Genomic DNA, 17,169 nt, shown 5'->3' on the forward strand with positions numbered 1-17,169 from the left:
CACCCTCGCGGAACTCCCGATCAAACTTCCGTCGTGCCTCAGCCATCACCCTCACCTTCTAAGAGGATGTCTCCACGCTACGAGGGGAAACCCAGGCACGACGATCGACTCACCAGGGGGAATAGTGATCGCGGAGCGCAAGATGCTCGGCCTGTGTGAGGCAGTAGTGATCAACGTCGACCACACACGGCCGTTGCTGCTCGGATACATCCGTCGGCATCTAATGATGACCGACGCCGAACTAGACGACACCAAGGAGCGATTGGAGCTCTTCGCCGAGATTGAGGGCTTCACCCTCGGCACTGTCTATATCGAGCATCTCGAAACAGCCCCGGCGGCCTTTGAAGCGTTGGTTGAGGCGGTCAATCGGTACGAGGTGACCGCTGTGGTCGTTCCCAGCATGCTGCACTTCGCCCTCCTGAGCGCGCCGGCGGCTATCAAGGATCGGTTCGAACACATCACTGGCGCCCGAGTCCTGGTCGCCGCCGCGTCACCTCAAGTACGGCGTACTTGGCGACAAGCTCCGGATTGATCACTGGGGGCGCTCCGCACACCGGACCGGTTCACGGCGGCTCCGAAGCAAACACCCACCGACCGGCGGGCGGGCGTACCGATGCCCTGTCACCTGCGCTCGTCCGCCGCTCCAACTGATCACCAACACTGACGAAAGAGGGGCAACATGACAGCCAAAGCCGCAGTGACGCCGTGGGGACTGACCCGGGTCAGCGAGCTATCGAAGATGGTCGAACTCCCCTACACGAGCGTTGAAATCGATCCAGCCACCCAGACCGCCCGCTACCGCGATGTCGAAGGTGCTCTTGTTGAGCCGATCGAGGCTGGCAAGCACGGCTCGGCCACGAACACCAGCCCGCGGACCGGGACGAGTCGGGACGGTAGCGGCAACCCGGCACCCGATAGCGACACCGGTCATGACGGCGATCGCGACTGATGCCTACGTCAACCGGTGATCGACCCGCAGTACTGGTTGTTACCGAGGTCGATGACCCCACAGCAGATCTCGTAATCGCTGAGTTGAACCGTCGCGGGCATTGCCAGCTCGTGAGGGTCGACCCCGGAGACTTCCCACGCGATGTCACCCTGGCAGCGGTGCTCAACACAACTTCCGGACAGTGGCAGGGTGAGCTGAGAACGACAAGCCGGGAGATGGATCTGGCCGAGGTCAGCGCGGTGTATTGGCGGCGGCCGAGCCTCTACCGGTTTCCTGGGCTCAGCAACCAAGATCGGGACTTCGCAGCCGTCCAGGCCACGGAAGGCTTCGGTGGGGTTCTGGCCAGCTTGGCCTGCCGTTATGTCAATCACCCGCACCACAACTGGGCGGCTGAGTACAAGCCATCTCAGCTGTCCACAGCTGTCCAACTCGGCTTCGAAGTACCGCCGACGCTGATCACGTCCGACCTGGCTGCGGCGCGTGCGTTTGCGCGGAAGTACGCGCCAGTGATCTACAAGCCGTTGCGTTTGACCGATGTACTGCGGGACGGCCGGCCGATGGGTCTCTGGACACAACGAGTAGAACCGGACGAGATCGACCAGAACGTCGCAGGCACCGCTCATCTGTTCCAGGCCGAGGTCTTGGACAAGGTCGCTGATCTCCGCATCACCGTCGTGGGTGATCGGGTGTTCTGCGTCCGCATCGAGTCAGCTGCCATGCTGCTGGATTGGCGGGCTGACTACGATGCGCTGTCGTACCAGGTGGTGGAACCACCGGCTGGAATGGTTCCGCGGCTACAGGCCTATCTGAAGCGGTTCGGCCTGGAGTTCGGCTGTTTCGATTTCGCCGTGGACCGGCACGGTGCGCCACATTTTCTGGAGTGCAACCCGAACGGTCAGTGGGCATGGATGGAGCCACCGACCGGCCTACCTATGGCGGCCGCCTTCGCCGATGCCTTGGAGGGAAGACTGTGACACCGGAGATGGTCGATCAGGACGCGGCTCGGCTTCGTCATCGGCTTGCACAGCAGATCTCGGATGAAGGAAACGTACGTTCGCCCCAGTGGCGCGATGCGGTGGAGAACGTGCCGCGGCATGAGTTCGTGCCGGAGTTCTTCACCAGGGTTGAGGCGGAAGCCGGTCCGACCCTTTGGGATCCGGTCGACCCCCAGCGATCCGGCGTACGGCGTTGGCTGGAGCTTGCCTACACCGACAGCTCCCACGTCACGCAGCTCGATGGCCACATCGCACCGTCTGACGTCGCCTCTGCGGTGAACGGAACGCCAACTTCGTCGTCGACGTTGCCCAGCCTGGTGGTGCAGATGTGGGAAGACCTCGATGTCCGCGATGGCGACCGGGTACTCGAGGTCGGAACTGGCACCGGCTACTCCACTGCGTTGGGGTGTTACCGGCTCGGCGACGAGAACATCACGTCGATCGAGGTCGATCCAACTGTCGCCGCCAAAGCGCGACAGGCCTTGGACAGGGTCGGCTACCACCCCCATCTGGTGGCAGGTGACGGCCTCAACGGCGTGCCCGGCGGCGCTCCATACGACCGGATCATCGCGACGTGCGGTCTACGAAATGTCCCGCCGGCATGGATCGCGCAAGCCCATCCGGGAACTGTGATCCTCGTGACTCTCTCTGGGTGGCTCGGCGGCACAGGCCTGGCCAAGCTGACCGTCACTGGCGCTGGTGCCGCCGAAGGCAGATTCTTACCTGGCTACGTGAGCTTCATGCCTGCCCGGGCGCACGCTTCCCAGCCAGCGATCATCCCCGTGCTTGCCAACGGTGTTCCATCACGATCGACGGCGTTCGGGCCTGACGTCATCAGCTCATATGGACCGGCGCAGATGGTTGCGCAGCTCGCCGTACCTAGCGCGCAGTACCTGCAACTCTTCGCCGATGACGGCACACCGGAGCACTTGGTCGTCCAGGACGACGACTCCTATGCCGTCTTCACCGGCGGACCCGGCGATTGGTCGGTACGGCAAGGAGGACCGGAGCAGCTGTGGGACAAGGTTGAACGCGCGCTCGCGAGGTGGCACACCTCCGGCGAACCAGGCCTGGAGACCTTCCGGATCACCGTGACCCCAGACCACCAAGTGATAGACGTCGCTGATTGGACAGGGGTACTTCCGACTTAGCCACCTCGCTCAGATGCTCACGGCCACGAGTCGCGGCGCGTGATCTGGTCCGGCATGATCGGCACCATGCGACTCCTCGTTCTGGGCGGGACGTGGTTCCTTGGCCGCAGGTTGATCATGGATGCGCTCGCTCGCGGATGGGAAGTCAGTGCATTCTCGCGGGGTCAAAGTGGTTCACCGCCGCGAGGCGCAGCGCATGTTCGAGGCGACCGTGGCTCACGCGACGACCTCAAACGACTCGCTAAAATCGGACCTTGGGACACCACGATCGATACGAGCGCCTTCGAGCCAGCGGACGTCGCGCGTGTGCTTGGTGCGCTGGATCAACAGGCCGGCAGATATGTCCTCATATCTACCGTGAGCGCCTACCGCGACTGGCCAAACGAACCCGTCGACGAACGGTCGCCGCTTTGGCCGTCGCACTCTGAGTACACCGAGTCTTCTCCTGAGCTAGCCGACATGCCGGTACCGCTGCGCTATGGAACGTTGAAGGCTGGCTGCGAGCTTGCTGCCACCGCGGCATCTCCCGACGCGCTTTTGCTTCGTCCCGGCGTCATTCTAGGGCCGGGCGAGTACATCGGCCGAGGTATGAAATTGCTCGAACGAGCGACGCGCGGCGGACGCTGGCTACTGCCTGAGCCTCGCCGGCAGTCGATCCAGCCGGTCGATGTCCGCGATGTCAGCTCGTTCATCTTGAAGGCGATCGAGGCCAGCCTAGGCGGCGCCTACAACCTAGCCGCTCCCCCGGGCTTCGCTACCTACGAAGATCTGATCTCTAGCTGCATCAAGCTCACCGGCAACAAGACCACGCCCGTCTGGGTCGATCCGAAGCGGCTCGACACGCACGGCGTCAAGCAATGGACCGAGATTCCACTCTGGCGTACTCAACCAGGAACCTGGGCAGTCGATGCCGGTCGCGCAGCTGCCGCTGGTTTCAGCTGCCGCCCATTGCTCGAGACTATCGCTGACTTCCAGACAGCTATGGAGCGCGAGCCAATCATCGATCATCCACGCCAATCTGCCCACGGCATGGATCCGACCAAGGAAGCAGAGCTACTGACCGACTGGGACAACGACTCCGTACGCGTCACCATCGACAGCAACCCGAAGCGAGAGGGCTCCACTCATGATCGGTGAAGCACAGGAACTTCTGACTGCGGTCGGTCGCTCGCTGGCTCGATCGGGGCCCGACGGCTGGCGAGAGCTGGACCTGAAGATCTCTGCGGCCGGCGGGATCCCCGGCTGACTGGGGACTGATTGACGAGAAAGTTGCCAACAGCCTCTGTTATGTCATCAGCCGGCTGGTGTACCCGGCATCGATCAGGCGTGCAAAGCCCGCGTAGACATCATCTGGCACCTCTTGCTCGATGGCGAAGCCGAGAGCTGGGTACTCGATGACGCGTTGTAGGTCCCCGACCAGCATGTCGAGAACAAGTCCAGCGTCGCCGATGCCGTTGATGTAATTGGCCAACTCGATCGGCTCGGAAGCACACACGATCTGTACGTCTGGCCACAGCTTCTGGCATGTGGCGAACGCCCTGCGTTCCATGTAGGGCTTGGACATGACCAACACCGATCCGACACGTTCGCCGCGGGCCGCGAGGAGGTCGCGAGTGAATGCGACGTTCTGTCCGGTGTTGGTGGCGAGAGGTTCAACCACGATGGCGCTGGCGGGCACTCCGAGCTCGATGGCGTGGTCGCGATAGTGGACTGCCTCGCCGCGAGGAAAGCGGGCGACAGTGGTCGGGCTGTTCGCTCCCGTGAAGACGAGCGTCGGGAACAGCCCTTGGTGGAAGAGTCGGGCTGCGAAGGTCGCGACGCCGAGATCGTGACTGCCGACACCGATACCTACGTCGGCCGGCCGCAGCACATGGTTCATCTGGTGGTAGTCCCAGATCAGTTGAGCATCGGCCATCAGCTCGCCAGTCGGCAGGCCCACAGGGGTAACAGTTATCTTCTCGATCACCGAGCTGCCCTCGCCTGACCGTGGCACGTGTTACGGATGGCTAAGGCCATCATCGCCGGCCAGCTGAGTCGACGAGGTTGTCGATTGCTTCGGCGACGATGGTTGGGGCGTCCTTCTGGATGTATTGGCCGCCGAGGCGGGCGACCTTGTGCGTGGCACCCAGGTCGGCCGCGAACGCACGGTGGTGGCGTTGCCATCGTTTATCAAGCTGGGCGAGGCTGAATGGTCGCCAGGGCTCAGGGTCGGCGACATCGAGCCAGCGGCCGACGCGGCTGGTGATGACAACACTCGGTACGTCGAGGGCACGTCCGCTGCGGGTGACTTCGTCCGCACTGGCAACCACATCGAACGACAGGTGGTCCTCCCTGCCGCCGTCGGCGAAGACGAGGATAGGTTCCTCGATTTCAAGATTCAGTTGGATGTCGGTGGCATCGACCAAAACCAGGCCGGCGAGATTCTCTGGCCACTGCGCGGCGAAGACCAGGCCGATCAGCGCTCCAATCGAGTGGCCGACCAGGGTGAACGGTCCCGCGATGTCAGTCGCCGCGAGCAGCCGGCGCAACTCCTCCGCCGCGACGCTGACCAAGCGCGGTGTCGGGTCGGCTGGGATCTGGCTCTCGCCGATTCCAGCGCGGGCGTAGGTCATGAGGGTTGTCGACCACCGCAGAGCCGACATGGCGGCGTCCCAGGAATCGCCGGCGTCGCCGCTGCCGGAGATGAAGACGACCGTTGGCGCCCCCTCCCCCGAAATCTCAGCCGCAAGCTTGTAGCCGCCGACGTCGAACTTGGTAGCCGACGAGCCTAGGACCTCACCGTGACCGCGACCCGCACCCGCGGCACGTCGTACCCGGCTCAGCTCAGACTCAGAAGGACTAGTGATGGAACTGAGTGGATTCTCCTGTTGGACATCTCAGGGTGCGAGAGGGAGGTTGGGAGGTATGGAATTCACTCATCTTGGCCGGACCGGCCTAACCGTCAGCCGTATTTGCCTGGGCACGATGAACTTCGGGCCGCACACCAGCGTGGAGGACTCCCACGCGATCATGGATGCAGCTCATGAGAAGGGGATCAACTTCTTCGACACCGCCAACGGGTATGGGCGGTCGATCTACCCGGGGCGCACCGAGGAGATCGTTGGTGAGTGGTTCGCGAAGGACCCGGCCAACAGGCACAAGACTGTGCTGGCCACCAAGGTCTACGGCGACATGGGTGAGGGGTGGCCGAACGAGGGCAAGCTCTCCGCGCTCAACATCCGCCGCGCCCTCGACGCGAGTCTGAAGCGGCTGCAGACCGACTACATCGACCTGTACCAGTTCCACCACGTCGACCGAGCCACGCCGTGGGACGAGATCTGGCAGGCGATGGAGGTCGCAGTACAGCAGGGCAAGATCCTGTACGCCGGGAGCAGCAACTTCGCCGGGTGGCACATCGCCCAGGCGCAGGCGGCTGCGGAGAAGCGGAACTACACCGGGCTCGTCAGCGAGCAGTCGATCTACAACCTGATTGTCCGCGACGTGGAGCGCGAGGTGCTGCCGGCGGCACAGGAGTACGGCCTCGGCGTCATCCCGTGGTCGCCACTCCAGGGTGGTCTGCTCGGCGGCGTGCTCCGCAAGGAGAACGAGGGCGTACGCCGTACTGAGGGTCGTGCGAAGGAGACTGTGGAGAGGTTGCGGCCGCAGATTGAGCAGTACGAGGCGCTTGCGGATGAGCTTGGGCATGAGCCGGGCGACGTGGCGGTTGCGTGGTTGCTGCACCAGCCGGCCGTCACCGGGCCGATCGTGGGCCCGCGGACGATGGAGCAGCTCGAGTCGGCGGTACGTGCGGTCGATGTGAAGCTCGACGACAAGACGCTGGCCAAGCTCGACGAGATCTTCCCGGGGTACAAGACGGCCCCTGAGGACTACGCCTGGTGACACCGATGGTGTGAGTATTTCAGCGAATCGCCCGTACGCCGATCGGTCGGCGTACGGGCGATTGTTTGTCTCGAGAGCATCCCTGCCCCTGTGGGGCGACGACGAGACCTCGCTGCGGACACCTCCCCCGAGGGACTACGCCTAGTGGTACGTCGTGCCGGGCCAGGTGCGCAGTGCGGCCCTGGCGAACACCACGCCTTCCGGTGTGGACTTCGCGGACCGGCGGTGGATGCGTGGCTCATCGATGAGGGCGCCGAGGCGGCGCAGTACGGCATCGGTGTCCCAGGCCGCCTGGCCGGCCATCGACGGCGTTATCGGTGTTCCATCGAGGTCCCTCCAGCCGATCGCAGTGAGAAGCTCCGCGATCGTCCTGTTCGGATCATCGGTGGAGGGTACGGCGACAGTGGCCAGGAGCAGGAGTCCGGCTTGGGTTTCGCAGGCGTCCCTGGAGCGTGGTGGCATCTGTTCGGCGAGTTGCCACCACAGTGCGAGCGGATCACTGCGGACGGCACGTCCGCGCTTCGTAAGTACGAGTGTTCCACGATGCTTGCGCAGCAGGCCCATAGCCTGTGCCGACTCTCGCAGGTGTAGTACGGGCAGGGTCTGGATCTCACGGTTGCCCTTGCCGATCCATTCTTCGCCCAGTCCGAGATCGGCCATGGCGGCTTCCACGTGGACAGGCGGCAAGTAGCCGGCCTCGGTCAATTTGATGCCGTCAGCCCCGACGCGATCCAGCAGCCAGCTGTACGGCGAGACCATCCGGGCCGCGGTATCGGCGTCGACCTCAACAGAGCCGTCCAGGTCCGCGTCTTCGATCATCTGCTCGAACAGGAATCTCTGGGCCATGGGGCGGATTGCGTCCGCGAGTTCGCCGAGCGGTCCGAGAAGAAGTCCCGGTCGGCCCTCACTGGGATCGGCCAGGGTCTTGTTGATCGACTCGAGGTCGAACGGGGTGGGGGCGTAGTGGCCCGGGTTGGCGTCGTCGCCGTACATATCGGAATACTCGGCGACCGCCTCAGCATGCTCGGGATGGCCGGGATCGAGGGCGGCGGCAATCAACCCGTAGCCATACACCCCGCCGCAGTCCTCGCTCGGGCCAGGGCGGCGGCCGTCGATGCAAACGGCGCTGGGAGCGGACTCGTCCCGCGGCCGCTCGGCTTCGAGCTTGATGACGTGCATCCAGTCGTCGCCGAAGTCGTACAGGTAGAGGAGTTTGTCGCCCGGCTTCGCAAGCACCTCGTCGAGGCGTACATCCCCTTCCGGGACGCCAGTCTTGCCCTCGTCGGCTTCGAACGGACAAAGGTAGTGCTCGGTCAGGTGGTGGTAGTAGTCCTTGCCCGAGGCGAACTCGTGCAAGTGGCTGTCAGTCCAGCCGAACGCGATCCGGAGGACTTCGTGGACCTCGTTCAAGAACAGGTCAGAGGCGAGCTCCAGTCGCCGCCAGACCGGTGGCTTGGTCCCGGTGAGATCGACACGCACCTGGTAGGTAGTCACGTCGTCACGACGAGCTCGCCGCCTCGACGGCGGTGGTGTCTGTTCGAACGGATCCACCCCTGGCATCGCAGCGGCTAGAACCTGCGGAAGCAGTTTGCGTAGCTCGTCGGCCCCCAGGCCGGTAAGACTCGCCTTGAACTGCTCCAGCAGCTCAGCCTGGCCGGCCGGGGACAGATGAGGATCGTCGTTGCGCGCCATACGGGCAACGCTATCGCCACCGACCGTGAGACATCGAGCAGCCTGCGCAGTCGCTGCACGACCCACCGGACCCCGTCAGCACACCGCATCGCCCGTACGACGTCACGTAGTACGGGCGGTGCGCGTTAGCGAAAGCCGACTGGAGGATTGCCGATGCCGGATTCCTTTGCCTTGAGGGCGGCGGCTGTGCGATCGGGGACCTGGAGTTTGGTGAGGACCTGAGAGACGTGGTTGCGGACGGTCTTCTCGGACATGCCCAGGCGGCGGGCGATTTCGTGGTTGCGGCAGCCGGCGGCCAACAACTCCAGCACCTCGCGCTCGCGAGGGGTGAGGTCCGGGAAGGCGCGAGCCGTGGGCGACTCGACCTGACGACCGGAGTAGAAGGCGACGATCCGCCGGGCGACGGCACCGCCGTACACCGCCTCACCCGAGGCGACCGAATGGACGGCGCGGACGATCTCCTCCCCATCGGAGCCCTTGACGAGGTAGCCGCGGGCGCCCGCGCGGAGCGCCGCGAAGACGTGCTCGTCGTCCTCGTGCATGGTGAGCACGAGAATCGGCAGCTCGGGCTGCGTCGCGAGCAGTTGCGTGATCGCCGCGACACCGTCGAAGCGAGGCATGGACAGGTCGGTGAGCACGACGTCCGGCGAGAACTCCCCCACCGCACTCACCAACGCCGCCCCGTCCCCCACGCTGGCGATCACGTCGATCGCCTCGGCCTGCTCGAGGATCGCGGTCAGCCCATATCGGTACATCGGGTGGTCGTCGGCCAGCACCACGCGGATCGTCATGACAGCTCCAGCGGCAGTACTGCGGTCACGAGCGTCCCGTGCGGGTTCGCGGGTTCCACGAGGAGGCTGCCTCCGACATCGGCGGCACGCCGGCGCATCGATTCGAGGCCATGTCCCGAACCGGCGCCAGGACTCAGTCCCCTACCGTCGTCCAACACCCTGACACGAAGATCTCCGTTCGCACGATTGAGCCGTACGGCGCAGTGGACGGCCGCCGAGTGTCGCGCGACATTCGTCAGGGACTCCGCCACGATCCGGAACGCCGCCTCCTCGACCTGAGGCCGCAACAAAGGCAACGCATCCGTCTTGAGATCGAACGCCGGACCGCCGGGATGACCCATGCCGAGCGAGGATGCGGTGTCTCGCACTGCACCTTCGAGCCCGTGCAGGTCGAGCGATGTCGGCCGTAGCCCGTCGAGGACCCGGCGGATCTCGCGGACCGCCACCTCGGCCTCGGCATGTGTTCGCTCGAGCAGCGCGGGTACTGCATCGGGATCGATGCGGTGTGCGGCGCTAGCGGCCTGCAGACCCAGCGCGATGCCGGCGAGCGAGGGACCGAGCCCGTCGTGCAGGTCCCTGCGGAGACGGTCCCGTTCCGCGAGGGTGGCTGTGGTGACCCGCGTGCGTTCGCGGGCGAGCTCCTCGGCGAGCCGTGCCGCCCCAACGACGACAGCCAGGTGCGGCGCGAGAGCCGTCACCAGCCGCGCATCCTGCTCGGTGACCCCAGTTGCGCCGCGGCGCGGCCCGATTGTCAACGTGCCGAGCTGCACTCCCCTGTGGCGCAGCGGGAGATCGATCGTTGCGCCTGCGGCCTCACCCACCTTGGCGACCACCCCACCGTGGATGTCCCGGACGACGGCGTACGACGTACCGGCGGCTGAGGCGACTGCCTCAAGCATCGAGGCGACCGGGTCATCGTGCTCGACCTCGAGCCCGGCACCGACCCGGTCCACGAGAGTGAGTGGATCGGCACGCTCCCCAAGAACCAGCCGATCGACGAGGGTCCGCAACCGCCCGGCGACGGGCACCACCAGCACCGCCACCACTGCTGACGCGGCCAGCAGCGGCAACGGTCCTTCGGGCACGAGCCGGGCGAACGCAGTCGTGAGCCCGCCGATGACGAGAGCCACCAGCAACGTCATGGGGACATATAGCAGGGTGCGACGCAGCACTACCTCGATGCCGAGCAGCCGATAGCGCAGTACGCCGATCGTCACGGCGACGGGAACCAGGCCGTAGGCAATTCCGAACAGTACGCCGTACTCCGTGAACACCGTGGCCAACATCGCCGCGACCACGCTGAGCAGCCACAACAACTGCTGCCGCTCCGGGGTCTTGGCTCGGATCGCGCGGACCAGGGTCCCGATCACGGTGACTGCCGCGGTGGAAATCAGGAGGGCGGCCGCCGACAGCCCGACTACCCACACCCACCAGGTCGGGGCGTCCCACGGCAGGCGGGTTCCCCGCACGGTGTCGTCAACGCCACCTGGGCTAGTCGCAGCCGCCACCACGATCAGCCCGATGCCGAGGAGCGCCACCCGCACGTGCCACGACCAGAATGACGACGCCGGTCGGCCGGTGGGATACAGCGGCGGGAGCACGATCACCGGCAAGAGCAGCGACGGGATCCAGGTCCACGATGCGAGCCACGCCGCAGCAAGGCCCAGCGGCAGGGAGTGGTCAGGGTCGGTGAGCGCGCGTGTGGCGTACGCGTCGACGGCCACATTGGTCACCTGGAGCAACCCCGAGACGACCAGTAGCCAGCCGATCCAGTTCCGTGGCCGCGACTGGATCAGTGCGGCACCCGAGAGAGCGAAGCCGGCGACGATCAGACCGTTCCACCATGAGGGGCCCGAGGAGACAATCCCGGGACGGGACATGACACCGCCCGCTAGTGAGAACGGGATCGTCGCGAATAGGCCCAGGGTGAGCGCAGCGACCGACCAGCCGCCGATCCGGCGTACTCGGTCGTCGTCGCGCACCGCTCCCATGCCCAAAGTGTGCGCCCGATCGGGCCGGCTGTCCCGGGACAGAAGTCCCGGGGCGTACGGGAGGGCCTCCCGGTCGGACCCCGTCCCGTGACGGATCCGTCCTGGCGGCCAACCGTGGTGCTCTCGAAGCCTCAATTCCAATCCAGAGGGGGCTCCCATGAGCACCGCCACCACAACGTCGAACCGATTCGACGTGCTCAACCCGGTGATCGCCGCGGTGACCGGCGCAGTCACCTTCGGCCTCACGATGACAGCCGGCGAGGTGTTCGGCCTCAACTCCGACCCGGACGGAGGCCCAGCAACGACCTTGCCCGAAATCGCCCTGTACGTCGGGATCGTGGTCGCCGCGATGCTCATCGCAGTCTGGCTCGGTCTCCGTGCCCGAGCCGGCTCGCCGAGGCGGCTGTCCGCGACAGCGCTCGGTCTCGCCATCGCAGCGGCCGTCACGTACGTCGCCTTCTGGTCGGGCTGGCCACAGGTCTTCGGTGCGGTCGCTGTCGTACTCGCCGTCGAGCACCGCCGCCGGGTCGGCTCGTTCTCCGCGGCCACCCTGACCGCACTCATCCTCGGCGCGATCGCCTTCATGGCGGCCGCCGTCACCTGCGTGCTCGGCTGAACAGATCGGCATCAGAGGAGTCCTGTCATGAAACACAAGCTGGCCACCGTGCTCGGCGCCTTCGCCCTTGTCGGAGTCGCTGCCGGCCCCGCGTCCGCGGCGGGCGGGGCCGAACACGCGTTCCTCATCGAGGACTACAACGCCTACGAACACTTCGCACCTGGCGACGGCCCATGCGTCTCCTGGGCGGGGACGTTCCACGAGGTCCGGTCCGGCGGGTACCGATTGGTCACCGCGCCTGGCGGCCAAACCGAGGGAGAGTTCCACGTCAACGGCGTCATCAACGGCCTGGTCGAACTGATCCCGGACGCCGCCGGACTACCGACGTACTCGGGCACATACCGCGAGAAGGTGAACGCGGTGGTGACCTCCTTTACCGAGGAGGGCGACACCTCACGCGTGTCGCAGTACCGGCTTCGCAGCACCCTCCGGGGCACCGACGGTTCGACGCTCAACCTCCGGCTGTCAGGCAAGTTCACGATGAACGCCAACGGTGTCGTCGTGGTGTCCCGAGACACCTTCACCTGCGAATAGGAAGCGTTGGGCCGTGGCGGCATCGCCCGTACGCCGACAGCCGGCGTACGGGCGATTCGTGGTGATACGGACTGATCGTCGGCAATCCACCAGCGACGCATAATCGGAGTACGGATAGGCGCGGCTAAAGCTAGGTGGCGGTCAGATGAGTCTCCGCGACGAGGTTATTCAGGTCCTCGAGGGCCACACCGACGGCATGACGGACGCCCAGCTGGCCGAGCGACTCGGCAAGCTGCACCAGCAGATCAACCAGCGTTGTCGGCAGTTGGCAACCGAAGGGCTGCTCGTCAGGGACGCGGCGAGCGGCACGATCGTCAACCGTCTGGTGCGGTCCGATGGTGCCGTATCCAGCCAGTCGGCTCCCCCGCCGAGCACCGTACGGAGCAATCCGCCCGCTCATCCTTGGCCTCACGAAGTTGCAGTTCAGGGCGCCCTCGTCGGCTGGCTCGTCCGGGAGAACTGGCGGATCATTCGAGTCGCGGACACCGAGGCGCAGGAGCAAGGTACGGATGTCATCGCCGATCGCGACGGTGTGCGGCTGATGGTCGAGGTGAAGGGGTATCCCGGCCCGACGCATGCCCGCGGCCCCAAAGCCGGCGAGCCCAAGCCCATGCCATCGACGCTGCAGGCGTCACATTGGCTGGCAACTGCGTTGCTCAGGGCGATGCGGATGAGAGGTGCCGATCAGGATTCGCGCATCGTCATCGCGCTTCCGGACGCTACCCGATACGGCGCCCTTCTGAGCGAGATCGACCAGAGTCTTCGCGGCGCCCGCATCGAAGCCTGGCTCCTCACCGACCGCGGCGAACCAAGCGCCCGCTTCGGCGCCTGGCCCGACTAGCCGACCAGGGCGACCAGAGCGCGGTTGGCTAGCTGACGGACAGCGTCGTCGGGAGCATGCCGATTAGGGCGTCGGCGGCTAGGGAGGCGGCGGAGCCGGTGGGGATGGCTACTGAGACCTGCCAGGAGTCGGCTGAGTTGGGGACGAGGGGGACGGTGATGTGGTCGCCTCGTTTGGCGGCGATGCGTTCGGGGACGAGGGCAACGCCCAGGTTGTGGCTGACCAGGGCCAGGAGGGTATGGACGTCGTTTACCTCGATCGTGACGGGGTGGGCGACGCCGGCTGTGGCGAAGGCCTGGTCGGAGATCGCGCGGGCGCCCCAGGTCGGGTCGAAGTCCACGAACGCCTCCCCCGCCAGATCCTGGAGGGTGACCTCGGGTGCGTTGGCCAGGCGGTGTTCGGCGGAGCAGACCATGACCATGGATTCGGTCGACAGGGGGCGGAGGTCCAGGCCGTCGATCGGGTGACCAGCGGTTGCTACGAAGGCGATATCCAGGCGGCCGGAGGCCAACTCGTCGAGCATCGGGGTTGAGCCGCCTTGGCGTACTTCGATTTCGACGCCCGGGTACGCCGAACGGAACTTCGCCAGGAGCGCGGGTACATCCACAACTCCCAGGCACTGCTCCAAGCCGACGGTCAGGTGGCCGCGCAGCAGGCCCTGTACTGCGGCGACGGCGTCCTTCGCGGCTTCGGCGGCGGCGAGTGTGCGCCGGCCTTCGCAGAGGAGGGCTCGGCCGGCTTCGGTGAGTTCGACGCTGCGGGTGTTGCGGACGAAGAGGGAGGCGCGGAGCTCACGTTCGAGTGCGCGGATCGAGGCGGAGAGGCCCGACTGCGAGATCGACATCGCCTCCGCGGCTCGGGTGAAGTGCTTCTGTTCTGCGACGGCGACGAAGTGTTCGAGATGCCTCAGCTCCATGACTCAGAAGTATAGGTGATCGAACTCCGGGGATTCTTCGGTCCTAGATGTCACTGTCAGCGATGACGTCTTCCGTGGGTCAGGCGGTTTGACCAGGTCCACGGCACCGCGGGCCTCGCCCACTCGACTCACCGGGGCAGGCCGGAGCGCCTGTTATCCACAGCCTGCAAGAAGGGCCATCCGGTGAGGTCTGGACCGCCTACTTTCTCTGGCATGGAACGCCCGATCGCGGATGAGATCCGCACTTACCGGACCGAGAAGCCGCTCGATCGATGTGCGGTCTTGTTGGACGCTGCCCAAGACCATCTCCAGGACGGCGACGTGGAGCAGGCGGTAGTGATTTGGAAGGAGCTCGTGTTCAAGGGTGGCGAGTACGCCGACTCGGCCCGCCTCAACTACGCCGAGCATCTGTTCGACGAATACGAGGATGACGACGCCTACGCCCAACTCGACGCGGTGTTGGAGCCGTGGCGAATCTTCAGCAAGTCGTGGCTGCGCGCAGTCGAGATGGTCGAGCAGCACGACCCGGAACTCGCTCTCTACCTGTGCACGCTGGCCATCGAATGCGTTACTCGCGAGGATGCCGGCATTCCTGCAAGGGCGTCCCGTCTCCTACATCTGGCCGCAACCTGCCGCAGGCTGAGATGGGAAGCCGGGATCCGCCTCACCGATACAGATCTGCTGGCCAAGATCGGTCACCTTGAAAAGCGACAGAAGGAGTTGAGACTCCGCGCCATCATCAATGAACCCAAGGTGGTTGAACGACGACTTCATTTCTGGGCTCGCGAGCTCCTTGAATCGCTGGACAGACCATCGGGAACCGGTATCCCGCTGGAGCGGCCTGCCGCCTACTACCTGAAGGTCGAGCGTGTACTTCGAGCCCAGGATGGAGGCCGGGTCGTAGCGGCTCAGCTGGAAGGTGCTGATTGGACGCGCCTCGTGGAGCTGGCTGACAACGCCAAGCACACCGACGATCTTCCGAACATCGTCAGCGGGTACGACCAAGGCACGGTTGTCGAGTGGCCACCAGGGCGGAACCAGGCGTGCTGGTGCGGTTCGGGGACCAAATACAAGAAGTGCTGCGGAGCGAACAGGCCGCCACCATGACCCCTCACCCCGTCGAGGGTTGCGCGGGTAAGGCGCAGTGGGTCGGTAAGGTGTGGTCATGGCTGACGAGTACCGCGTTGAGGTTGAGCTGAACGACTCTGAGCATGGGTTGTCGTTTTGGGAGCGGCTGCGGGCGCTGGGTGTGGATGAGGACGCGAAGAAGCGGCTCGGGGGCCAGGTGACGGTGACCCGGGACGGTTCGCGGTTGCTGATCTACGCGAACACCGAGGAAGACGCTCGCGAGGCCGAGAAGACGGTGCGTGAGGTCGTCACGGACGATCACCTGACCGCCGATTACAAGCTGTCACGATGGAGCCACGCGAAGCAGGAGTGGACGGACCCGAGCGTTCCCGAGGACGAGGACGCCCCCGAGCCCAGCTATGAAGGCGTCGAGACCCCGGACAGGAACTATGTGGTGATGCAGGCCTACAAGCCTGAGTTCCTCCGCGACCTCGGTCTCTGACGCAGCCGCCCGGACAGGACGAACGAGCCGGTACGCCGAGCCAACGCGGCTCGGCGTACCGGCTCGTTTCAGTTGACCGGCTACTCGCCCGCCGCCCCGGACCGCGGAGCGGGCGAAGCGGCCTGCCCTCGTGGTCGCCGCTTCCTCTCTGTGGGACGAACCGGGATTGACGGTGGGGCGTCGTACTGTCGGATGGGTCTGGGGATCGGCGGAAGGGGTCTGGCGGTGGACGAGTTGAGGTTGCGGCCAGCTGTTGAGGACGACTTGGGGATGTTCAGGCGGTTTGCTGTTGAGCCGGGGTTGATCGGGTTGGACTGGGGTGGGTTCAGGGATGCGCAGAAGGCGGCGCGGGACTTTGAGGAGGACGGGTTCCTGGCGGACGACCACGGGAAGTTGATGGTCGACGAGCGTGGGAAGGCTGCTGGGTTTGTCGTGTGGACGGCGGGGTCGTTCGACGAGATCACGACGTACTGGGAGATCGGGATCTCATTGTTGCCCGAGTTCCGAGGGCGTGGGATCGGGTGGCGGGCTCAGAAGATGCTGACCGAGTACTTGTTCCTGCATACGCCGGTGCAGCGGATCCAGGCGGCTACGCATCCGGAGAACAAGGCTGAGCAGCGGTCGTTGGAGAAGGCTGGGTTCCAGCTTGAAGGCGTGATTCGCGCGTGTGAGTTCAGGGCCGGTGAGTATCGGGATGGGTATCTGTACAGCCGGCTGCGCACGGATCCGCCGGTATTGACGACTCCGGCATGAACAGCCCCGACAGCAGTGGGGAGCCGAGTACGGAACCCCTGCTGCGGAAGGTCGATGCGGTGATGGTTCGAGTGCCGGATCTCGAGAGCGGGCTCGGGTTCTATCGGGACAAGCTCGGCCACCAACTCCTGTGGCGGAGCGACGAGATCGGGCAAGCGGGTCTCGCATTGCCCGACGCAGACACCGAGATCGTGCTTGCGACGGAGCTCGACTACGCGCCGAGTTGGCTTGTCGAAGATGCCGACGAGGCTGCCCGGGTGTTCGTCGAAACCGGCGGCCGGATCATCACGGAGCCGTTCGACATCCCAGTCGGGCGGTGCGTTGTCGTGGCCGATGCGTTCGGCAACAACCTCGTGTTGTTGGACTTGTCGAAAGGTCTCTACGAGACCGATGGCAACGGTTCGGTGACGGGCGTGGAGAAGCGGACCACCGAGAACCCCTTGGAGTAATAGCCTCGGCGGGCGGCAGCGGAGTACGGCGGGTCTTCCGGG

General features: G+C 65.3%; 19 protein-coding genes. 13 read left to right on the plus strand and 6 right to left on the minus strand.

The features are described from left to right. Window positions 1-124: 124 nt before the first annotated feature. From EV644_RS42885 to EV644_RS42905, 5 genes are all read left to right on the plus strand, one after another. Window positions 125-532 carry a hypothetical protein gene (locus tag EV644_RS42885; RefSeq protein ID WP_241999444.1) on the plus strand — a complete coding sequence of 136 codons (408 nt, stop codon included), beginning with the start codon at window positions 125-127 and terminating at the stop codon, window positions 530-532. A gap of 147 nt (window positions 533-679) precedes the next feature. Further along, entirely contained in the window at window positions 680-949 is a 270-nt protein-coding gene (gene tgmA, locus EV644_RS42890) for a putative ATP-grasp-modified RiPP (protein ID WP_132197424.1), read from the plus strand. Further along, on the plus strand, window positions 949-1,923 hold the full coding sequence (gene tgmB, locus EV644_RS42895; protein WP_132197422.1) for an ATP-grasp ribosomal peptide maturase: 975 nt from the start codon (window positions 949-951) through the stop codon (window positions 1,921-1,923). The genes tgmA and tgmB overlap by 1 nt, the downstream gene beginning before the upstream one ends. 8 nt (window positions 1,924-1,931) lie before the next feature. Next, window positions 1,932-3,095 carry an ATP-grasp peptide maturase system methyltransferase gene (gene tgmC, locus EV644_RS42900; protein ID WP_132197432.1) on the plus strand — a complete coding sequence of 388 codons (1,164 nt, stop codon included), beginning with the start codon at window positions 1,932-1,934 and terminating at the stop codon, window positions 3,093-3,095. 54 nt (window positions 3,096-3,149) lie between these two features. Then, complete coding sequence (locus tag EV644_RS42905; protein WP_199240371.1) at window positions 3,150-4,232, plus strand: NAD-dependent epimerase/dehydratase family protein; 1,083 nt, start codon at window positions 3,150-3,152, stop codon at window positions 4,230-4,232. Between the two features lie 148 nt (window positions 4,233-4,380). Here EV644_RS42905 and EV644_RS42910 read toward each other — a convergent pair whose 3' ends face one another. Together EV644_RS42910 and EV644_RS42915 are read right to left on the minus strand one after the other, a co-directional pair. Continuing rightward, window positions 4,381-5,061, minus strand: a complete 681-nt coding sequence (locus EV644_RS42910) for a YdcF family protein (RefSeq protein ID WP_241999442.1) — start codon at window positions 5,059-5,061, stop codon at window positions 4,381-4,383. Window positions 5,062-5,110: 49 nt separating this feature from the next. Continuing rightward, window positions 5,111-5,941 (minus strand): alpha/beta fold hydrolase, encoded by an 831-nt coding sequence (locus EV644_RS42915; protein WP_132197420.1) that lies wholly within the window; start codon window positions 5,939-5,941, stop codon window positions 5,111-5,113. 58 nt (window positions 5,942-5,999) lie between these two features. Here EV644_RS42915 and EV644_RS42920 point away from each other — a divergent pair, with 58 nt between their 5' ends. Then, window positions 6,000-6,974, plus strand: coding sequence for an aldo/keto reductase (locus tag EV644_RS42920; protein WP_132197418.1), 975 nt, complete (start codon window positions 6,000-6,002; stop codon window positions 6,972-6,974). 141 nt (window positions 6,975-7,115) lie between these two features. Here the strand turns inward: EV644_RS42920 and EV644_RS42925 are convergent, their stop codons facing one another. From EV644_RS42925 to EV644_RS42935, 3 genes are all read right to left on the minus strand, one after another. Continuing rightward, a complete protein-coding gene (locus EV644_RS42925; RefSeq protein ID WP_199240372.1) occupies window positions 7,116-8,666 on the minus strand; it encodes a plasmid pRiA4b ORF-3 family protein in 1,551 nt (516 codons plus the stop codon). Between the two features lie 125 nt (window positions 8,667-8,791). After that, window positions 8,792-9,457 carry a response regulator gene (locus EV644_RS42930; protein WP_132197416.1) on the minus strand — a complete coding sequence of 222 codons (666 nt, stop codon included), beginning with the start codon at window positions 9,455-9,457 and terminating at the stop codon, window positions 8,792-8,794. Beyond that, window positions 9,454-11,448 carry a sensor histidine kinase gene (locus EV644_RS42935; RefSeq protein WP_158293109.1) on the minus strand — a complete coding sequence of 665 codons (1,995 nt, stop codon included), beginning with the start codon at window positions 11,446-11,448 and terminating at the stop codon, window positions 9,454-9,456. The genes EV644_RS42930 and EV644_RS42935 overlap by 4 nt, the downstream gene beginning before the upstream one ends. Window positions 11,449-11,605: 157 nt before the next feature. Between EV644_RS42935 and EV644_RS45020 the strand changes: the two genes are divergently transcribed. The 3 genes from EV644_RS45020 to EV644_RS42945 all read left to right on the plus strand — a co-directional run bounded on the left by EV644_RS45020 (window position 11,606) and on the right by EV644_RS42945 (window position 13,439). Continuing rightward, window positions 11,606-12,064: a hypothetical protein gene (locus EV644_RS45020; RefSeq protein ID WP_158293110.1), complete on the plus strand. Its 459-nt coding sequence runs from the start codon at window positions 11,606-11,608 to the stop codon at window positions 12,062-12,064. A gap of 27 nt (window positions 12,065-12,091) precedes the next feature. Further along, window positions 12,092-12,598 (plus strand): hypothetical protein, encoded by a 507-nt coding sequence (locus EV644_RS42940; protein WP_132197412.1) that lies wholly within the window; start codon window positions 12,092-12,094, stop codon window positions 12,596-12,598. Between the two features lie 145 nt (window positions 12,599-12,743). Then, entirely contained in the window at window positions 12,744-13,439 is a 696-nt protein-coding gene (locus EV644_RS42945; RefSeq protein ID WP_132197410.1) for a hypothetical protein, read from the plus strand. Window positions 13,440-13,467: 28 nt separating this feature from the next. Here the strand turns inward: EV644_RS42945 and EV644_RS42950 are convergent, their stop codons facing one another. Further along, a complete protein-coding gene (locus EV644_RS42950; RefSeq protein WP_132197408.1) occupies window positions 13,468-14,355 on the minus strand; it encodes a LysR family transcriptional regulator in 888 nt (295 codons plus the stop codon). A 213-nt stretch (window positions 14,356-14,568) separates the two neighbouring features. Between EV644_RS42950 and EV644_RS42955 the strand changes: the two genes are divergently transcribed. The 4 genes from EV644_RS42955 (at window position 14,569) to EV644_RS42970 (ending at window position 17,127) form a co-directional block, all read left to right on the plus strand. Continuing rightward, complete coding sequence (locus EV644_RS42955) at window positions 14,569-15,462, plus strand: SEC-C domain-containing protein (protein ID WP_132197406.1); 894 nt, start codon at window positions 14,569-14,571, stop codon at window positions 15,460-15,462. Between the two features lie 58 nt (window positions 15,463-15,520). Continuing rightward, entirely contained in the window at window positions 15,521-15,925 is a 405-nt protein-coding gene (locus tag EV644_RS42960; RefSeq protein WP_132197404.1) for a hypothetical protein, read from the plus strand. Between the two features lie 192 nt (window positions 15,926-16,117). Beyond that, window positions 16,118-16,678: a GNAT family N-acetyltransferase gene (locus tag EV644_RS42965; protein ID WP_132197402.1), complete on the plus strand. Its 561-nt coding sequence runs from the start codon at window positions 16,118-16,120 to the stop codon at window positions 16,676-16,678. Beyond that, window positions 16,675-17,127 carry a VOC family protein gene (locus EV644_RS42970; RefSeq protein ID WP_132197400.1) on the plus strand — a complete coding sequence of 151 codons (453 nt, stop codon included), beginning with the start codon at window positions 16,675-16,677 and terminating at the stop codon, window positions 17,125-17,127. Before EV644_RS42965 ends, EV644_RS42970 begins: the two co-directional genes overlap by 4 nt. Window positions 17,128-17,169 lie beyond the last annotated feature (42 nt).

It is taken from the genome of Kribbella orskensis, from assembly GCF_004342085.1.
Lineage (GTDB): Bacteria > Actinomycetota > Actinomycetes > Propionibacteriales > Kribbellaceae > Kribbella > Kribbella orskensis.